General features: G+C 42.4%; 21 protein-coding genes. 3 read left to right on the top strand and 18 right to left on the bottom strand.

Going from position 1 to position 18,089, the window contains the following annotated elements:
- Nucleotides 1-321: 321 nt before the first annotated feature.
- The 8 genes from V7K73_RS26970 to V7K73_RS26935 form a co-directional block, all read right to left on the bottom strand.
- Nucleotides 322-606, bottom strand: a complete 285-nt coding sequence (locus V7K73_RS26970) for a Txe/YoeB family addiction module toxin (RefSeq protein WP_334884720.1) — start codon at nucleotides 604-606, stop codon at nucleotides 322-324.
- A complete protein-coding gene (locus V7K73_RS26965; protein ID WP_334884718.1) occupies nucleotides 603-893 on the bottom strand; it encodes a type II toxin-antitoxin system Phd/YefM family antitoxin in 291 nt (96 codons plus the stop codon). The genes V7K73_RS26970 and V7K73_RS26965 overlap by 4 nt, the downstream gene beginning before the upstream one ends.
- Nucleotides 894-1,175: 282 nt before the next feature.
- A complete protein-coding gene (locus V7K73_RS26960; RefSeq protein WP_157816505.1) occupies nucleotides 1,176-1,337 on the bottom strand; it encodes a hypothetical protein in 162 nt (53 codons plus the stop codon).
- Between the two features lie 333 nt (nucleotides 1,338-1,670).
- On the bottom strand, nucleotides 1,671-2,027 hold the full coding sequence (locus tag V7K73_RS26955; protein WP_334884716.1) for a hypothetical protein: 357 nt from the start codon (nucleotides 2,025-2,027) through the stop codon (nucleotides 1,671-1,673).
- 75 nt (nucleotides 2,028-2,102) lie between these two features.
- A complete protein-coding gene (locus V7K73_RS26950) occupies nucleotides 2,103-2,429 on the bottom strand; it encodes a hypothetical protein (protein ID WP_334884715.1) in 327 nt (108 codons plus the stop codon).
- Between the two features lie 165 nt (nucleotides 2,430-2,594).
- Entirely contained in the window at nucleotides 2,595-4,121 is a 1,527-nt protein-coding gene (gene bchB, locus V7K73_RS26945; RefSeq protein WP_334884713.1) for a ferredoxin:protochlorophyllide reductase (ATP-dependent) subunit B, read from the bottom strand.
- Nucleotides 4,122-4,691: 570 nt separating this feature from the next.
- Complete coding sequence (locus tag V7K73_RS26940) at nucleotides 4,692-5,261, bottom strand: peptidylprolyl isomerase (protein WP_334884711.1); 570 nt, start codon at nucleotides 5,259-5,261, stop codon at nucleotides 4,692-4,694.
- A gap of 120 nt (nucleotides 5,262-5,381) precedes the next feature.
- The gene (locus tag V7K73_RS26935; protein ID WP_334884709.1) at nucleotides 5,382-7,361 is read right to left on the bottom strand and encodes a primary-amine oxidase; all 1,980 of its coding nucleotides are present in this window, start codon (nucleotides 7,359-7,361) and stop codon (nucleotides 5,382-5,384) included.
- Nucleotides 7,362-7,654: 293 nt separating this feature from the next.
- Here V7K73_RS26935 and V7K73_RS26930 point away from each other — a divergent pair, with 293 nt between their 5' ends.
- Nucleotides 7,655-8,158, top strand: coding sequence for an NINE protein (locus V7K73_RS26930; protein WP_334884707.1), 504 nt, complete (start codon nucleotides 7,655-7,657; stop codon nucleotides 8,156-8,158).
- A 145-nt stretch (nucleotides 8,159-8,303) separates the two neighbouring features.
- Here V7K73_RS26930 and V7K73_RS26925 read toward each other — a convergent pair whose 3' ends face one another.
- The 4 genes from V7K73_RS26925 to rpmI all read right to left on the bottom strand — a co-directional run bounded on the left by V7K73_RS26925 (nucleotide 8,304) and on the right by rpmI (nucleotide 10,469).
- A complete protein-coding gene (locus tag V7K73_RS26925; protein WP_334884705.1) occupies nucleotides 8,304-8,828 on the bottom strand; it encodes a tetratricopeptide repeat protein in 525 nt (174 codons plus the stop codon).
- Nucleotides 8,829-9,067: 239 nt separating this feature from the next.
- The gene (locus V7K73_RS26920; protein ID WP_334884703.1) at nucleotides 9,068-9,883 is read right to left on the bottom strand and encodes a transporter substrate-binding domain-containing protein; all 816 of its coding nucleotides are present in this window, start codon (nucleotides 9,881-9,883) and stop codon (nucleotides 9,068-9,070) included.
- A 12-nt stretch (nucleotides 9,884-9,895) separates the two neighbouring features.
- Nucleotides 9,896-10,252, bottom strand: coding sequence for a 50S ribosomal protein L20 (rplT, locus tag V7K73_RS26915; protein WP_069069781.1), 357 nt, complete (start codon nucleotides 10,250-10,252; stop codon nucleotides 9,896-9,898).
- A 19-nt stretch (nucleotides 10,253-10,271) separates the two neighbouring features.
- A complete protein-coding gene (gene rpmI, locus V7K73_RS26910; RefSeq protein ID WP_118167921.1) occupies nucleotides 10,272-10,469 on the bottom strand; it encodes a 50S ribosomal protein L35 in 198 nt (65 codons plus the stop codon).
- 113 nt (nucleotides 10,470-10,582) lie between these two features.
- Here rpmI and V7K73_RS26905 point away from each other — a divergent pair, with 113 nt between their 5' ends.
- Entirely contained in the window at nucleotides 10,583-11,035 is a 453-nt protein-coding gene (locus tag V7K73_RS26905) for a GrpB family protein (RefSeq protein WP_334884701.1), read from the top strand.
- Here the strand turns inward: V7K73_RS26905 and V7K73_RS26900 are convergent.
- The 5 genes from V7K73_RS26900 to V7K73_RS26880 form a co-directional block, all read right to left on the bottom strand.
- Nucleotides 10,954-11,310, bottom strand: coding sequence for a type II toxin-antitoxin system ParD family antitoxin (locus tag V7K73_RS26900; RefSeq protein ID WP_334884699.1), 357 nt, complete (start codon nucleotides 11,308-11,310; stop codon nucleotides 10,954-10,956). The two genes, V7K73_RS26905 and V7K73_RS26900, sit on opposite strands and share 82 nt — an antisense overlap.
- 571 nt (nucleotides 11,311-11,881) lie before the next feature.
- Entirely contained in the window at nucleotides 11,882-13,942 is a 2,061-nt protein-coding gene (locus V7K73_RS26895; protein ID WP_334884697.1) for a ribonuclease catalytic domain-containing protein, read from the bottom strand.
- 303 nt (nucleotides 13,943-14,245) lie between these two features.
- On the bottom strand, nucleotides 14,246-14,461 hold the full coding sequence (rpsR, locus tag V7K73_RS26890; protein ID WP_012411240.1) for a 30S ribosomal protein S18: 216 nt from the start codon (nucleotides 14,459-14,461) through the stop codon (nucleotides 14,246-14,248).
- 2 nt (nucleotides 14,462-14,463) lie between these two features.
- On the bottom strand, nucleotides 14,464-14,658 hold the full coding sequence (rpmG, locus tag V7K73_RS26885) for a 50S ribosomal protein L33 (RefSeq protein WP_334884695.1): 195 nt from the start codon (nucleotides 14,656-14,658) through the stop codon (nucleotides 14,464-14,466).
- 43 nt (nucleotides 14,659-14,701) lie between these two features.
- Nucleotides 14,702-15,259 carry an RDD family protein gene (locus tag V7K73_RS26880; protein WP_334884693.1) on the bottom strand — a complete coding sequence of 186 codons (558 nt, stop codon included), beginning with the start codon at nucleotides 15,257-15,259 and terminating at the stop codon, nucleotides 14,702-14,704.
- A gap of 681 nt (nucleotides 15,260-15,940) precedes the next feature.
- Between V7K73_RS26880 and V7K73_RS26875 the strand changes: the two genes are divergently transcribed.
- On the top strand, nucleotides 15,941-17,608 hold the full coding sequence (locus V7K73_RS26875; RefSeq protein ID WP_334884691.1) for an MBL fold metallo-hydrolase: 1,668 nt from the start codon (nucleotides 15,941-15,943) through the stop codon (nucleotides 17,606-17,608).
- Nucleotides 17,609-17,702: 94 nt separating this feature from the next.
- Here the strand turns inward: V7K73_RS26875 and V7K73_RS26870 are convergent, their stop codons facing one another.
- A complete protein-coding gene (locus V7K73_RS26870) occupies nucleotides 17,703-18,017 on the bottom strand; it encodes a DUF6679 family protein (RefSeq protein ID WP_334884689.1) in 315 nt (104 codons plus the stop codon).
- Nucleotides 18,018-18,089: the final 72 nt, after the last annotated feature.

Genomic DNA, 18,089 nt, shown 5'->3' with positions numbered 1-18,089 from the left:
TCAATGAGACTAAAACATTAACATGCATCTGCTTTTTTTATCTAAGAGAGATTGCGAGGGTTTTATGACGCTTTTTTTACTTTATCGCGGGAGACACATCGGTTAAGGCTTTAGTAGGTTATTCTGCCTATTAGATCCCCGAAGTAATAATTTTGTATTGTGATATTTGTTAGCTATTAATTTTTATTTATCAGTAAATTTTCCTGTTAAGGAATGCGATCGCTTGAGGGGTTACAGGAGCGATCGCTATAGGGTAATATCTTGCAAGACAAGCTTTGTCAAGAATCGTAGACGCATACTGGCTTTTAGCTATGTGCTATTTCAATAGTGATATCGAGCTTGAAGAAAATCAATTCGGTCATCACTTACTCGATAAACAATCCGGTGTTCTTGAGTAAGTCGCCGCGACCAAGCATCTGAATCTAAGTATTTCAATGGTTCAGGTTTTCCAATACCTGTAAAAGGATCTCGCATAATCGCTTCAACCAAGTTAAAAGCGCGAAGCGCAGTTTTGCGGTTTGTCTCTACCCAATAGGCGAGGTCTTCCCGAAATTCTGGATGAAATACAGCATCTCGAACTTTATTTTCTTGGGGGTTGGGTTTCATTCTTCTTCTTCGTCAATTCCCAACTCCTGACGTAGTTCGTTAATATTTTGAGGTTTTAAAGTTCTAGCTTTTGCTCTTTCCAAAGCAGTTAACAAACGGACTGCATTTTTAGATGAACGAAGTAAATAAGATGTTTCTAGTAAACTATCTAGTTCATCAACAGCAATTAGGGCGACGTTTTCGCCTTCTTGTCGGGTAATAATTACCACTTCTCTATCTGCAACTACTTGAGCGCAGAGTTCGGCTAGGTTGTTACGAGCATCAGTCAAGTTTGTCTGGTTGGACATGGTGGGAGATTTCTTAATGCTGTAGGCTTTACAGTACATAATAGCTTGACTGGTTGGAGGCGTGATCAAAATTAAGCCCTCCTCACTTTAGTAAGGGGGCTTAAGTATACTAGGGTTTAAATTTTTGAGTTTCTTTCGCTTTTTTGTTTAGGTTAATTTAGTTTATTTAGGTTAATTTAGTTTGTTTAGGTTAATTTAGTTTATTTAGGTTAATTTAGTTTGTTTAGGTTAATTTAGTGCGAGCTTTTATTTTTATCCATAGTACACTTTTTTGAGAATGTTTCACTTCTTTTTTAGATTTCCTTTTTTTTCTTTTTCCTGCCACTCAATAACTATATTTCCTGGGCAGGGTAGTAAAGGAATGCCAGAAGTCCCTGGATTGTAGTAGTTCATTAAAGTACACACAAACACAGGTATAAAACAGGCCGGTACACTTATTTTCATTGTAATCTCCTATTCAGTAGCTTGGATAGAACAGTACCTAGTTTGACTAGACTCTGTTTGCAGTTCTGACTTCTGAAGGAGATACAATGCGTCCAAACGCACGTCTTTAATGTAACACTAGCGTACACAAGTGTCTATAGCACAAAGAGCAAGTAGTGAAAAGTAGTGAAAGTAGACCTTACCCCTCACGACCTACTCTTCTTAGCCTAGCTCTGAACTAAGCCCCGACAGCTTCCTTCGCGGCGTACAATACCTCAGTATTGATTTCTTTGAAACCGCGATCGCAATTAAATTTATTGATGCTGCACTAGATTTATATTCTATTACGTGAAATCATTGCTGAATAGGACGTAAAACTTCTAATTCAATAGGATGAGTTAAAACCTTGCTTAATAGCTCACTGAAATAAACAACTTGATAATTAGGCGCAAGTTCTGTTTGCACTTGCTTCCACAGACTAATTCCTTCTTCTTCAAAAGCCGCTTGGGCCTCTGCACTCAAATCTGGTGAGTTAGCAGGATCTTGCCAATTTAATGTTGCATTGTAATCAGCCGCCCATTTTCTCAAATGGCTAATGGTTTTTTGACTGAGAGGCAGTTTTGCTGGATCGATATTACCAACCTTATCAGCATCTGCCCACCATAAAGGGTCGCACCCATAATCAGCCATTAGTTTTATCTTTACTGCCATAGCTATTCAGGTGAAATTATGGTATGGAGGCGGGATTAGCTCCAACTATATAACCATTATCGCTTACTGTCACTGCTATGTATTGTGTTTGTTATTAAAAATCACTTCATAGATTTCCCGACGAGGTTCTATTATTCCTTGATAACCAAGGAATTTTCCTGTTGTCACAGCCGCTATAACAGCATCCGCAATTTCATTTTCAGAAATTCCACGTCTGGCAAAATCATCTCGATGTTCTTTTAAGATGTGTGATAATCCGCTACCTCTTCTACCAGCTTTGCCCTCTTCTAAAAATACGATTTTGCCATCAGCTTGCTTGGCAATCCGCACAATTTTTTCTGGACTGTGCTTAATACCAGCCTGACACAGTGCCGCAAACAATGCCGTTTTGTCATCGTTCATATTTAATTTAGTTATTTTAAAGAGTTATTGAGAGAAATATATAAAAATTAATATAAACCTATAATATCTCATAATTTACATTTTTTTTTATCACTAAAGCAAAAAAATGGGGGTAAAGAGTATACATAACTCCTCACCCCTAAATCTTCTTGATTAATCGCTAAACTAAGCCCCGACTGCTTCCTTGGCAGCGTACAATACCTCAGCATTGATTTCTTTGAAACCGCGATCGCGGGCAAATTTTTCAGTATTACGCTTCACCTTCCCGCGTACAAATCCAGGAATCTTATTCAATTCTGCTTGACCATCTTTTGTCCAATTCAAATCAGAATCAGCAGAAATTCCTCTAGTAATAACTTCTTTAGTATCATGACCACCGAAGATTTCTAATAGGTGATCTTCCATTCCCAAAGTGAAGGAATTGTAGATTAAATCTGTAATCTGATTTGTACCTTCGTAACCCATAAATGGTTTGTAACCAATGGGGAAGTTTTGGACGTGGATTGGTGCTGCAATTACACCGCAGGGAATATCCAAACGCTTACCAACGTGGCGTTCCATTTGGGTGCCGAAAATGGCAGAGGGTTCGACACGAGCGATCGCATCCCCAATTTCACCATGATCTTCAGAAATTAGCACTTCATCGCAATACTCGCTAACCTGTTCGCGGAACCAGTCTGCATCATATTTACAGTAAGTTCCAGCCCAAACAACATGAATCCCCATTTCTCGCGCCAAAATCTTGGTAATGGCGGCGGCGTGGGTATTGTCACCAAAGACCACAGCTTTTTTGCCAGTCAAGTTTTGACAGTCAATCGAACGGGAGAACCAAGCAGCCTGAGATACATAAAGGGTTTGCTCATTGATGAAGTTTTCGTAGTCAACTTCTGCACCTTGAGCGTTAATTACCTGCTGAATCTTGCGAATACAACGGGCAGTTTCCACTACACCCATTGGAGTAATGTCTATATAGGGTGTGCCGAATTGTTCTTCTAGGTAACGAGCGGTCGTTAAACCGAGTTCACGGTAAGGCACCAAGTTAAACCACGCTTGGGACATCTTTTTCAAGTCGTTCACCGAAGCACCTTCGGGAATTAAGGTATTTACCTCAATTCCCAAGTCAGCCATCAGCCGTTTCAGTTCGGTGCAGTCGTGATTATTGTGGAAACCAAGGGTGGTAGTACCGATGATGTTAACTGAGGGTTTTGCAGTTTTGCCCTGTGCCAATTCGCCCCGCTTCCGGGCTTTTTCAATGTAGTATTGGACAATTTGATCCAAAGTGCGATCGGCTGCTTGCAGTTCGTTGTAGCGGTAGTGGTTCACATCCGCCAGCATTACGTCTCCTTTTGCTTCGAGTTGCGCCCGTTCGACAAAGTTGTGCAGGTCTTCTTGCAAAATGCTGGAGGTGCAGGTGGGAGTTAACACAATCAAATCTGGGTGTTCCTCGGCATCCTTGCGGACGATGTTATCAACCACCTTCTCTTGGGAACCACGCGCCAAAACGTTGCGGTCAACGACACTGGTTGTCACCGGAGTGAAATCCCTCTCCCGCGATAGCATGGAGCGCATGACGTTAAAGTAGTCATCGCCAATGGGGGCGTGCATGATCGCATGGACATTTTTAAAAGAGCTAGCGATTCGCAGAGTGCCGATGTGGGCTGGGCCTGCATACATCCAGTAAGCTAATTTCATGTTTGTGTTCTCCCTTTTCAACAGAAATAACACGGAGTCCGATAAAAGTGGACTATAAGTGCTTGATTATTATTAAATCGTTTCTGATTGTCTCAAAAGTTGTATCCCTAATGAAGTGAAGACTTGTAAGGGTTTTAGCTGGGTGTGTAGGCGTAGGTATCGCTCAAACCTTGTTCCTGATTGGAATCTAGCTTCTGAATTTAACAATATTACTGTTGTTTTTTTAAAATAAATCTTAATTTTTCGGCAAATTTGTTTTCAATAGGACTTACGCATAGGTAACGGAAAATCGAACCACAGAGGCACAGAGAACACTGAGGAATAAGAGTTTGAGAGGCATTTTGCGTAAGTGCTGTTCAATTTGGGGCGGTGTATTAACTATCACCACTAAATTTAGAAAATTTATGTACAACTTCTCCAAAATTACAAACATCCTCTGAGAGGATGTTTGTAAAAAATCACCTTGTATCAATATCCCCTCTAACCCTCCTTAAACAAACAAAAAAGGGGAATAAAACTAGCGCAATTTGTTCATTTGAGGGAGTAGAAATTAACCTAGTGAGGTGTTAGTTACTGGCGAAAAATTTCTACTTTTTCTAACACTACGTCTTGATTCGGACGATCTCTAGTCGTAGGCACATTGGCGATGCGGTTGACTATATCCATACCTTCGACAACTTTACCAAAAACACTGTGTTTGCGGTCAAGATGAGGCGTTGGTCCTTCTGTAATGAACCATTGCGAACCATTAGTACCACGTCCTGCATTTGCCATTGAGAGGATACCCGCACTAGAGTGTTTCAATTCAGGATGAAACTCATCTTCAAATTGATATCCTGGCCCACCAGTACCCCATCGGTTGGCCATATCTGGATAACGAGCCAGGGGATCGCCACACTGAATCATAAAATCAGGGATGACTCGGTGAAAGCGAATTCCATCGTAGGCAGGAGTCCCCTTTTGAGATTGACCTGTCTTAGGGTCTTTCCAGTCGATTGTCCCGGTTGCTAAACCTACAAAATTTTTGACAGTGTTGGGGGTTTTGTCTTCCTCCAAAAGAACTATAATTTCACCCAAGGAAGTAATTAAACGAGCGTGCAGTGTGCCTTCACCGGGAATATTAATTTCTGGAAAATTCATGAGGTATCCTATGAATGAAAACTGGCAGTATTTGACCTACGATAAGCTTATCAGCATTCAAGTTACAGGTTTACAGATTGCGAAAAGACTGAACTAAGGAAACTTGAGAAAACGAATGTTTTACTCTGGTAAATTAATTGCTGGATTACGGCTAAAGAATCCTCTAGGTACTAGCTTAAAGCCAACTTGGTGAACAGGCATCACAGGCCAATCTTCCGATCGCGGAATATGAGTTACGCCCATTGTGTACCACAGCACGATATCTTCACCCGTCAAGGATTCATCGTCTGCAATATATTTTGGTAAACCCTGTCCTGGTTGAGTCTGGTTGGGATAATCACCGCCAGCATAGAGTTCAGCAGGTTTATATTTTGTTACCCAGACGTGGTGAGTCGCAAATTCTGCCTTTTGACGGATGTTAGAGCCTTCCACTGGGAAAAATATGGAGTTACCACCAGGCATTAGCATATATCCAGGTGCAGCCCCTAGCGTATTTTTCTTATCTGCACTAACAATCATCCATTCCCGACTGCTTTTCATATCCAAATCGCGCACAGCAGCCGTTTCTTTTGTGAGTGGGGTTTGTGTAATTGCGATCGCATTTCCTAAAGGATTTTTCTCATCCATCGGTAAAGCTTTTAAGTTCATTTCCATGACAGAATTAGCTTGGCCATCGACATCGAAATCTAGGCGATAGTTGAAAAAGTGCTGGTGATTTACTCCAAAGATATTCTTAGCAATTAACTGCCCATAGGAATCATCCTCAGATTGCTTTTGGGCAGCCGTTCCCTGCGCCAGTACAATACCCGTTAATTCATTTTGGACTTGCAAAGTCCCATCTTGGTGAAATATCCAATTAATGCTGTAATCATAGTTGTCAACGGCCGCAGTCATCGTCATCACTAATTCTCGATTGCGACGGACATCATTACGCCCAGTATTATACTCATAGTGTTTCCAAAGCATTCCGCGATCGCGTTCATAGATACCGATAACTCCTGGTATCTTATAAGGTTCTCCCTGCTCATTAGCAAATACAGCATCCAGCAAAAGACCGTTTTCAGGAATTTCTTTACCTAACTCCATCGTATTTGCTAGCAAACCAAAGTTATATTCTCCAACATCAAATGCATTCCTAAACGACCAAGTGGGATCTGGATCGCCATAAGGAACTACCATCTCTGATAGGCTAGCGCGGTATAAAACTGGTCGAATATTTTCCCCGTCGTCGTGTGTCACTTGGTACAGCATTAATCCATTACGAGGATGCATTAAATAGCGAAACTTCCAACCTTGCCAGCTAATTTCATTGTCTTTGACCTGGAAACTTGTACCATTAGGTTGGACAATCTTTAATGCTTTTAGTGGTGAAAGTAATTTACCCAAAGACTTTACATCATAGTTCCAGTTTTCTTTAGAGAAAGGTACTTTTCCTCTGTCAACAAAACTGGCGATTTTACCCGTGTTTAAATTGACTGTTGCTAAGACTCCTTCAATGGGACTACCGTAATAATTCCAGCGATCGCCCTTATAGTAAGATAAGGCTCGACACAGACGATTACCTGTTGCTTCTTCCTGTTTACTTAAGATTCCTGGTGCCCAACAGCTTATTTCGATTTGCTTAAAATCGGTAATTCCTCGCGTTCGCATTGCTTTTTGCCATCCGGGATCGGCTTTAACTACCTGAGTTGCGAGTTCATATTCTGGATTGACGATCGCAGGTTGAACAGAGGGTATTTCTTTCCAAGAACTTAAGGTTTTGCTTGTTAGATCGACTATACCCTCAAAGGTTTTATTTTGCGATCGCTCATAGATTACCAAAAAAGCTTTTCGCCCAAAAGATTTACCAGGCATAAATTTCAGAACTTCTTGTTTATCTGGTTCTTGTAAAGCAATAAGTGGAAAAGCTGCCATTTCGCTCAAAGTTTTTTCTCTTTTGATCACTGAAACGGCTGTGCTAATTTCTGCCTCTGTTAGCGAAGTCAGAGGATGGGAAATCGAAGGCTGTTGAGCCGTCAATTTTTCCATGAGTCCCAATGAGATAGAAATAACGACAGTGATAGTAATAGCTATCCAAAAAAAACGTAGCCGCTTAATCATCCCTTTACATTCTTTAAAACAAACGTATAGTTATTTATTTCTAAGCAATAGCTCAGAAACCGATAGATTAAGAAATTAATTTGCTAACACTATCCCAATTAGGGACTTCCAAATAAAAAAATGTTCCAAAACTGACGCAAAAACTCTCTCTGTGTCTCTGTGGTTCGTTTATTTGGATAATTTATTTCTTGGAAGTCCCTTATAAAATCCATCAGTCTAATCAATTGTTAGCTTTACATTCAAACCTGGGAATACTGTATACAGGTATTCATGGGAAATTGGAGTACACTGTCATGCAGCAAGCAAATTCAGGCGTCGCATACATTCTTTGGTGTTTGTGCTTCTTTGGTATCTGTGGTGGGCAAAGATTCTACACCGGACAGATTGGTACTGGTTTGTTATATTTTTTCACAATTGGTTTTTTTGGGATTGGTCAACTAATCGATTTGGCTCTCATTCCTGGTATGGTTGACAAGCGAAATATTTATCTGCGTGGGTTACATGGTAATGGAACCCCCAGTGTCAATCAATCAATTACGTTGAACATTGGTGAGATTCCCCAACTTCAACAGTTACAAGCGATACAGCCAGCAATATCTACAGCTAGTCCAATGCAGAAGCTGCTCAAAGCTGCAAAGGAACATAATGGACAACTTTCCATCGCTCAAGCGGCTATGTATACTGAGCTAGAATCAGAGCATCTGAAAGAATTGCTTTTTGAAGCAACGAAGATAGGGTATGCTGAGGTCAACAATGATCCAAATACTGGAGCTATCCGTTATCACTTTGATGTGTAAGGTTTAAAAGTAAATATTCATATATTTTCATATTTAGGACTTACGCATCAATTAAGAAATGTAGGGGCAATTCATGAATTGCCCCTACGGAAAATCAAGGCTATAATCCTCTGTTCATAACTGATCAATTATGATCCGTTAGCAATTAAGCAGAAACTAACCGACGTAAAGATTCAGCACGGCGTTTAGCAATAGGGTTATTTGGAGCCAATTTTAGTGCTTCTTCGTAACTTTGTAACGCCTGAGTAGTTAACTTTTTTTTCTCATAAGCGTGACCGAGATTATTCAACCCTGTTACGTAGTCTGGTTTAGCTTTTAGGGCTTCTTTATACTGACGAATTGCTAGGTCATATTGCTCTTGGATAAAATAAATATAACCCAGCCCGTTGTAAATAGGGGCAATATTTTCTTCTCCCTCTTCTTGGGCAGCTTTGATAGCTTTTTGAAACAGCAGTATTGCTTGGGAATACATTTTTTTGTCTGAATAAATACTGCCTAACTCATAATATTCTTGAGTCGTACCCTTTTCTTTCTCTAACTTCTTCCGCAATCTTCCAAAGGAGCCTTCAATCTTGCGAGTTTTGAAAATCTGGCGAAAAACACTCACGCCTGCAACTGTGAGTATAACCACCAAAACTGAGAGATAAACAACGGCTAGACTGTTATCCATTGCTGCAAACACAAATATTAAAAGTTACTTCTTATAATCTATTATCAGCTTATTGGCCATGATGGAGATAAGGATAATTATCTTAACTCCAAACTCCAAACTCCAAACTCCAAACTCCTAACTCCTAACTCCTAACTCCTAACTCCTAACCAACTTACGGTAAACCCCTAACCCCTAACCCCAAACTCCTAACTCCTAACTCCTAACTCCTAACTCCAAACTCCTAACTCCTAACTTACTTACGGTAAACCCCAATATTGAACACGTTGCTGGAGCCAACCTTCTGCTAAATAACGAGCGATCGCTTGATTAACATTTCGTCTCAACTTATCGTACTGCAATCCCTTGGGCATAACTACAGACAAGGGTTCTGTTGATAACTTAATTGGCAGTAGCCGATATTGGGTATATTCTTGCACCCAACCACTCAGAACGCTAGCATCTGCGGCAAAGGCAAAGGCGGCATTATTTTCTATTTTATCTCGCGCTTCTTGATATGAATTCACTCCTATCAACTCAGCGTTTGACACATAGTACCGTACTTTAGCGATGGTACTGGAGTTATTGAGTACAGCAATTTTTTGTTTTGCAAAATCACTCAATTTCTGTACAGAGGGATCTTTTGTAACTAATACAGTGCTATCCAAATAGTAGGGAACACTGAAACTAACTATCCGGCTGCGAGATTCGGTTGCTGTTACCCTAGCGATCGCAAAATCAACTTTCTTGTCTAAGACTACAGATAAGCGATCGCGATTCGCTACAGGTTTCAATTTGACAGCCTCCGCTTTCCCAACCAAGTCAAGTGCCAATCGCTGTGCTAAGTCAATTTCTAAGCCTTGCAAATTGCCGTTAGCATCTCTAAATCCCAACGGACGCAAGTTATCTTTAACGGCAACAGTTAGATAGCCTCGCTGCTGAATTTCTGGAATTTCGGCAGCAGATGCAGTTAATCCTGTCCCCACTATGGAAAAGCAAGATATCCAAAAAATAGTGGCGGATAATACCAGATGTAACCGAGTAATTACTTGCCATCTGTTACATCTGTTATACATCCCTTGCCACCTTTATCCTTTAGCTTGATTTGCCAATTCAGCAACTTTACCGAAGCTAGCTGGATCGAGGACTGCTAATTGTGCCAACATCTTGCGATTTAGTTGGATATCAGCTTTTTTCAAGTTCCCTATCAACTGGCTGTAACTCAAGCCGTGTTGCCTTGAAGCAGCGTTGATGCGGGTGATCCAGAGGCGACGAAAATCGCGCTTTTTCTTTTTGCGATCGCGGTAGGCACTCCGTAGCGCCTTCATCACTTGTTGGTTGGCAGTTCTAAACAGAGTTGAGTGAGAACCGCGAAAACCTTTAGCTAGTTTGAGAATTTTATTGCGGCGCTTCCGAGCTACATTACCGCGTTTTACCCGAGTCATAACTTATTTCCTTAAAAACTTACAAATATGGGAGCATCAAGCGCACGTTAAGTTCATCGCGTTCATGTACAAGCGCACTCTGACGCAGGCTACGCTTTTTGTTAGAACTTTTATGTTCTAAAAGGTGGCTTTTGAACGCTTTACGACGGACGATTTTGCCGGTACCGGTGGCACGGAATCGCTTCGCTGCTGCTTTACGAGTCTTTAGTTTAGGCATGGTCTAGCTTTAATTCGACACGATCCATTATTATACTAATAAAATTGCTTGAATGGTAATTAAATAAAGGATTTAACTAACTACCACTGTTATAGACAAAATTAATTTCACCGATGGATGAAGTAAATATAGTCGAATATGACCCACGTTGGCAGATTTTGTTTGCAGAAGAAGCCGAGCGGATTTGGCAACTACTAGGCAATGACTTGATTGTGGAAATTGAACATATTGGGAGTACGGCAGTACCAGGAATGGCAGCAAAACTAGTTATTGACATCATGGTAGGAGTCCGTTCCTTAGTAAATGCGAAATCTACGATTCCAGCATTGGAATCGTTGGGATACGTTTATTGGCGTGAAAACCCAGATCCAGGACGGATGTTTTTTGTGAAAGGAATGCCACCATACGGAAAGCAACGTACTCATCATGTTCACATAGTCGAGGTTGACAGCGAATTTTGGGAGAAGCACAAGCTATTTTGCGACTATCTGAGGAGACATCCTGAAGAGGCAAAACGATATGAAGCTTTAAAACGCGATTTAGCGGCCTCTGCTTCTTGCATTTGAGCTTCAGCACGTCGGATATCTTCTTCAATTTCTGCAAACACCTCTTCGCCATCGACTACTTCACCACGCTCTGAGGCTTCTATTCCTTCTTGGATTTTAGCTTTCAATTCTGCTAGACGCTGCTCTCGAATGCGTTGGCATAGCCCGCCGCAGGCATCGCGTTCTTCTAGCAATCTCAATGCTTCACCCATCACCTCACTAACTGAGTGATATTTCCCACTATTAACCTTATCCTTAACCAACTGCTCCAGTTCTGGGGTCAAAGATATATTCACAACTATTACCTCATTCTATTTACCCTATATTTTAACCGAGAGAGATTGCTGACAATTCAGATCATCAAATGCCCACAAAAAACCTCACCCTGATTTTGCACAAGCAAAATCTGTCCCTCTCCTTAGTAAGGAGAGGGATGTCCGATAGGACAGGGTGAGGTTTACTAAGGAGAGGGATGTCCGATAGGACAGGGTGAGGTTTTTCTTTTGTTTTGGGTAATTCGATGACTTGATGTATCCACGGTAGTTTTAAAAGGAGAGAGATGAAGAACAGAGGTTTTCCAGATACCCTGAAAAGTCAGAAAGTAATTGGAGTAAGGTTAAAATAATTCTTAATTGATAATTACGAATTACGTTAAGTAGGTAGGCAAGATAAAACCAAACTATGTAACGAAAAATAAAATCTCTATATTTGGCTCGTAGTCGCGCTTTAGCGCTAAAGCGCAACTACGAGCCAGTGATGATTATTCGCGCCCACTTACTTAGCGCAGCCTAAAGCCAACTCCTAAAGACGCTTTGCGAACGCCACAGCAACGCTATGAGCGAGTATTCGAGCCTGATTACAAATTAGTTAATTCGCTGCTGTTTGGGCTTCTTGATAAACTATTTCTTGAAACTGGATCATATCTTTTTGCGGATCGGCGTGGCTAACTTTCACCAATATCTGTTCGCCCAAATTCACAGAACGTTTGAAAACCATTGGTAATTGCAAGCCCAAATCTTCTAACAAAATTAGAGCCAAGTTGCTGTCTTCTCGCAGCCACATTAACACTGTTACCTCCCAAGTTTCCTCTGGATGACGGCGTAAATACTCTAGAGCATAATATCTATTAGTTTGCCGTTCTACCATCGTCACCTCTTGGGTAATGCTGGTGACAGTCATCATTACTTCTTTAAGTTGATCTGCGGTAAATGGTAAAACTTCACCCCGCAAATGGGCTTTAAGTTGGAAGTGGGTAAGCAAGTCACTGTAACGACGGATGGGAGAGGTTGCTTGGGTGTAGGTATCCAAACCCAGACCAGCATGGCGCAGAGGCGTAATGCTCATTTCGCTCTTAGGCATACAACGACGCATAGCGCAAGCGCGAACGAATCCGGCGGGAAGTAGCAGCAATTCCTCTTCTGGGGGTAATTCCGGTTGCGGCTGACCGCGAAAGGGCAAAGGTATGCTATGAGCTTTACCATAACGAGCCGCAACTTCACCGGCAACAATCATCATTTCTGCCACTACTTGCCGTGACGGGGAATCGTCCAAAATGTCAATATTGATCTCGTCATCTTTGACTTTGATCATCGCTTCCGGCATGGTGATGCTAATTGCCCCCTGAGCGTAACGCCAAGCTCTGCGCTTCTGCGCCCAAGTAGCGATCGCGGCAATTTCCGGTTCTGCCTGTACCCGTAATTGCAGCATTTCATCTACATCTTCGTAGGTGAGGCGATAAGTCGGCTTAATCAAGCTGGTATGAATGCTGTAATCTTCTACTACCCCACTTGTACCTAAAATAATTCCGAAACTGAGGGCGCAACAAACCCGTCCCTGGATCAGACTCATCGGCCCAGTCGCCAATACCTCTGGGAACATGGGAATCATCCCGGTAGGTAAATAGACTGTACTACCCCGCTTTCTGGCTTCCAAATCTAATTCATCTTCCGGTACTAACCATCGAGTCGGATCGGCGATATGCACCCACAGGCGTTCTTGTCCATCGGGTAGTACTTCCCAACTCAGACCATCGTCGATCTCTGTGGTAGTTTCATCATCAATGGTGTAGACCTTCAGGTGAGTCAGATCAAGGCGGTTTGTATCTGAGTCAATTGGCGGGAAATCCAAACGCTGTTGCGCCACTTCTAATACCTTATTAGGAAATTGGATCGGAATTGAAGAACGACGCAGGAACAAGTTTTCATAAGGACTCCAGCAACCCAAATCCACCAACAGTTGAAAGGCTCCCTGGGGTGTTGTGGGTCGTCCCAGCATGGTCATAGTTTCTAATACTGGAGCGCTTGGCGGATAAGCGCGAGCCAAGGAGTCATAATTTACCCCTGTCCGCACGGTGTCAGCAATCAGCGCTGCGTATTTTTCGAGTCCTTCTAAGCGCTGGCGATCGTGGCGACCCCACTCTACTGCTTCACCTTTGAGCGCCTGCTCTACACGAGTTAAAAATTCCTGCTGTCCCTTAGCTTTTAGTGCTTCTATTTCCACCTGATGCTGACGTTCTGCCACCTGAGTAGCAGTTCGCGGCTCGTAAGCGTCTCCTTTTTGCTTGAAATAAAGTTTGTCGTCTGATAACAAGCAATGGGCGGCGTAACAAGGAGGGGCAGTTGATTCAGAAAATAGCAAATTTGCCATTTGGTCTGGGGTGACTGTTTCCCCATCTTCAACCAATAGTTCCCAAGCCACTTCTAAGCTAGATGGATCTAAATAAGGCTTGACCTGCTCCAGAAAGCTGGCAATCTCTGGGGGCTTGTACGTCTGCCCGGTAACTGTATAAGTTATTTGTCTAGGCGCGAGGCTGTGGGATTGACCACGTTCGTCTACCACAAACCAGCGGGTTTTACCGTCTGGACGTTCTACGATGCCCAGACGGCGATCGCCTTGAACCCTAAATTCAACTAGCGTCCCCTTCTCCACAACTCTCGCACTTTAATTTGGTGAACAGTTTAAATTAGTTAGGAGTGAGGAGTGAGGAGTGAGGAGTTAATTGATAACTCATAACTCATAACTCATAACTTCTAACTCATCACTTTAAATTAGTTAGGAGTGAGGAGTGAGGAGTTAATTGATAACTCATAACTCATAACTTCTAACTCATCACTTTAAAATAGTTAGGAGTGAGGAGTTAATTGATAACTCATAACTCATAACTCATCACTTTAAATTAGTTAAGAGTGAGGAGTTAATTGATAACTCATAACTCATAACTCATCACTATTTTTAGCCTTCCGCATTGATAAATGGCAACAAAGCCACAATCCGCGATCGTTTAATTGCTAATGTCAACTCTCGCTGTTGCTGAGATGTCAGCCCAGTAATCCGACGTGGCAATATTTTACCTCGCTCGGTGACAAACTTACGCAGTAAATCAACATCTTTATAATCGATTGGTTCTCCTGGCTTGATCGGAGAAAGGCGACGACGGAAATAACTCATCTCTACTTAATTTCCTTGTGAACGGTATGTTTGTTGCAGTGGGTGCAGAACTTTTTCAGTTCTAGCCGGTTAGTGGTGTTGCGGCGATTCTTGGTGCTGGTATAACGTGAAACACCAGCAGAACGCTTGTTTGAATTTGTCCGGCAATCAGTACACTCTAGTGTGATAATAATGCGGGCACCTTTACTCTTAGCCATAATCTTACAAACAGTGAAGCCTGAAGAGAATTAACACAAATGACTATCTTCTCACATTCCGCCGCATATTATCAACTAATCTTTTAACTTTTATATCGAGCGAGTAGCCACGACGCGACGAAACGATGAAAGTTCCACAATAGCGATCGTGTAAAGCCTGCCGCATCTGGGTATCAGAGAAGGCAGTCCCACAATCAATAGCTAAGGGAATTACTAGCAGTATAACAGTGGGATTGGCTCTAATATTGCTCAGGGCAATTGACACTAAAAGGGCGCTCAAGCCAACGATCGCCTCTCGCTTCACTAATGAGAGCAAATCTGGAATTCTGCCGACTACTTCCCCATCTTCAACTTCCAATACCTTTAAATCGAACGCCCAACGCCCTAAACTTTGCCCTTGATTGTTGTATACCACCACCACCCGCAAAATCAGCCAAAGGATTACAAAAACTAGGATTTGCACAAATTGAATCCCGATATCGCCCCCTCCCAGTAGGGAACTGACTAACCAGACACCAAGGAAATCAAGCCCCAATGCCATACCTCGTCGCCCAATTTCAGCTTTGGGATAGTGTTTTTGGGGAATTCGTTCGATAGTCATACAACACAGGTATTTTTATTTAGGGGTTGGGAAATAATTGCTCCTGTTTTTAATATTAAGTAAGACCAGCCCTTTCAAGGTTAAATCTAGATCAATGGACAGGTGAACCGAAAGGTTCTACAATCTGACTGATTGCGGTAAATTTACCTATTGCCCAATCCATGTAAGCATAGTAAAGATTTTCTAGTGATTACGTTTGATTGCGGAAGCACTAAATTAATATAGGAAAGTCTTTAAGTAAAGGGCAGCAAAAAAATGGATGTAAAGCTGATTCTAGCTGGATTGACAGTTATATTTACGCTTTCGTGCTTATTTTTTGGCACGAAAAATGGATTTTATGATTCCGATAACTATCACGGCAATGGCTCTGCACATTGAGATAAATCTGTAGACGCTTGGGCGACTTACTGTAGGGTGAGTTGGTTAAGAGCGTTTAGAACTTGCAAAGGGAAAATAAACAAGAGGCATCCTTAAGCTAGTAATTTGATGGCTTCTGGTTAGTCCACCTTTCTGAACCAGTGCGGGTTCGGTGGAGGCGTCCTCCCCAATCAAAAATCTGTATTCTCAGGGTGTAGGGGCGCACGATAAAACTTACCCCTAAGTCACAAAACCAAAATTTATGTAATTAATTTTTGGCTTTTGGGATATGTCCATGATGATGAGGTTTGAGGGGAGGAGAGCATGAGGGATAATCTATCGGCATCCTCTCGCGTAGATGCTGCGGATGGGGGTAGTGAATTAGAATGTTTGCCCTATAGTGTGCAGCATTACGATGAGGGTGTGTGTTTATTGGTGAAGATGGGGCCACACCGCATCCTGTTGGATTGTGGTTTGGAAGATATTTCATCGCTGACGAAGGGGCTTAGTAAGTCGGTACGGGGAATTGATTCGCCCTCACCAGCAGATTTGGTTTTAATTAGTCACGCTCACCCAGATCACGCCAGAGGCTTACTGGCACTGCATAAAGCTTTTCCAAAGTTACCTATTTATGGTAGCGAAGTAACCAGCAAGTTACTGCCGTTGAATTGGCTAGACCAAGATCCTGAGAAAATTTCTGAATTTTGTCATGCCTTGCCGTTGCGATCGCCTGTAGAATTCCAAGATGGTTTGGTGGCAGAATTATTTCCCTCCGGGCATCTACCGGGGGCTGTGGCAATTCTCCTTACCTACACTACTAAGCAACGTACTTATAAGCTACTGTATACAGGAGATTTTTTCTTATCAAACTCCCGGCTGGTAGAAGGTTTGCGTTTAGAGGAACTGCGAGGATTAGACTTGGATGTGCTAATTATTGAAGGCAGTTATGGCACATCCCGTCATCCTCACCGCCGCAACCAAGAAAATCAACTAGCAGAAAGAATTAATCGCGCGATCGCTGACAATTGTTCTGTAATTCTTCCCACCCCTGCTTTAGGATTGGGTCAAGAATTATTAATGCTCTTACGCTCTCATCACCACTTCACCGGACGAGATTTAGATATCTGGGTAGATGGTGCTGTGGCTACTGGGTGTGATGCCTACTTAGAACTGTTACCCCACCTTCCCCCATCTGTACAGAACTTCGCCCGCCATCAACCTTTATTTTGGGATGAACGGGTGCGTCCCCGTGTGCGTCGTTTACAAGCAGAACATCGTCCCATTGTGGGGAAGTCACCTTGTATAGTCCTCACCGACTCTACAGATGATTTGGGTAAGCACTGCCAAGTAGACACTGGCCCTTGGCTGATCTTGTTACCAGAAAAAATTGATATAAAAGTTAATAAAGAATATTTAGCACCCACCACTGTTGAAACTTATCTGTTGGCTCAACATAGTGATGGGCCTGGTACTACGCAGCTAATTCATAATTTGCGACCCCAGCACGTCATTTTTATTCACGGTTCTCCTGCTTACTTGGCAGACTTGACTAGCTTAGAGGAGTTGCAAAACCGCTACCATGTCCATTCCCCGGCGGCTGAAACCTTAGTAGAATTGCCTATCGGCGATACATTTTTACAACCAGCAGCACCAGAAACTAATTATGAAGGCGAACTGACAGAGTTGGGAACAGTAATCACAATCACCCTAGCCGATGTAATTACTACCGATCCGCGTTGGCGGCAATTTGCTGATACTGGTTTAATCGAAGCTCGTTGGCAAGGCGAAGAACTAGTATTGAAGGGATTGTCTCAACGAGAATTGCTCAACCAAAGTAGCGATCGCTATACATGGACAGATGTAGACTGTTGCGGTACTTGCCGACACCAAAGGGGGCAGCGATGCTGGAATCCAGCTTCCCCATTGTATAACTTTAAAGTAACTCTAGAAGGTTACTGCCCTGCTTTTGAAGGTTTGAATGATAGTCAATAGTCATCAATCCGCTGCCTTTTGCCATTTTTTATTAATGACTAATGACTAATGACTAATGACTAATGACTAATGACTAATGACTAATGACTAATGACTAATTTTCTGGATTCGAGTCAGTGTAACGGTTGTGGATGCGTTCGGCTTCGGGACAGTCTTCAGTCATCAAAGGTTCCACATTACCGCGTGGTACTGAAGCCAGTTTTTGCGTTACAGCACCAATGCTCTCGAGGCGAACCATTTCTTCCCAAGAACAAACTTCGTCCTCTTCTTCTGTTTCATAGCGTAGAGTCACTAAATCTCCCTCTATGTCGATGATGCGGGCGCGTTCAATCCAGCGTTGCTGGTCCCGCAAGAAAACACATACCTCGCGCCCATCGCAACAGAGTTGATAAATCTTGCGGTGTAGCATGTACTGTTTCTGCCTTTTTAAACAACGTAGTTAAACCTGTCAAAATCTGGGTTCTACCCAATTACATTACAC

It is taken from the genome of Nostoc sp., from assembly GCF_036916975.1.
In the GTDB taxonomy this organism is placed as follows: Bacteria; Cyanobacteriota; Cyanobacteriia; order Cyanobacteriales; family Nostocaceae; genus Nostoc.
Note: the sequence above shows the minus strand (reverse complement) of the source record. Positions and strands in the feature narration are given on the sequence as shown.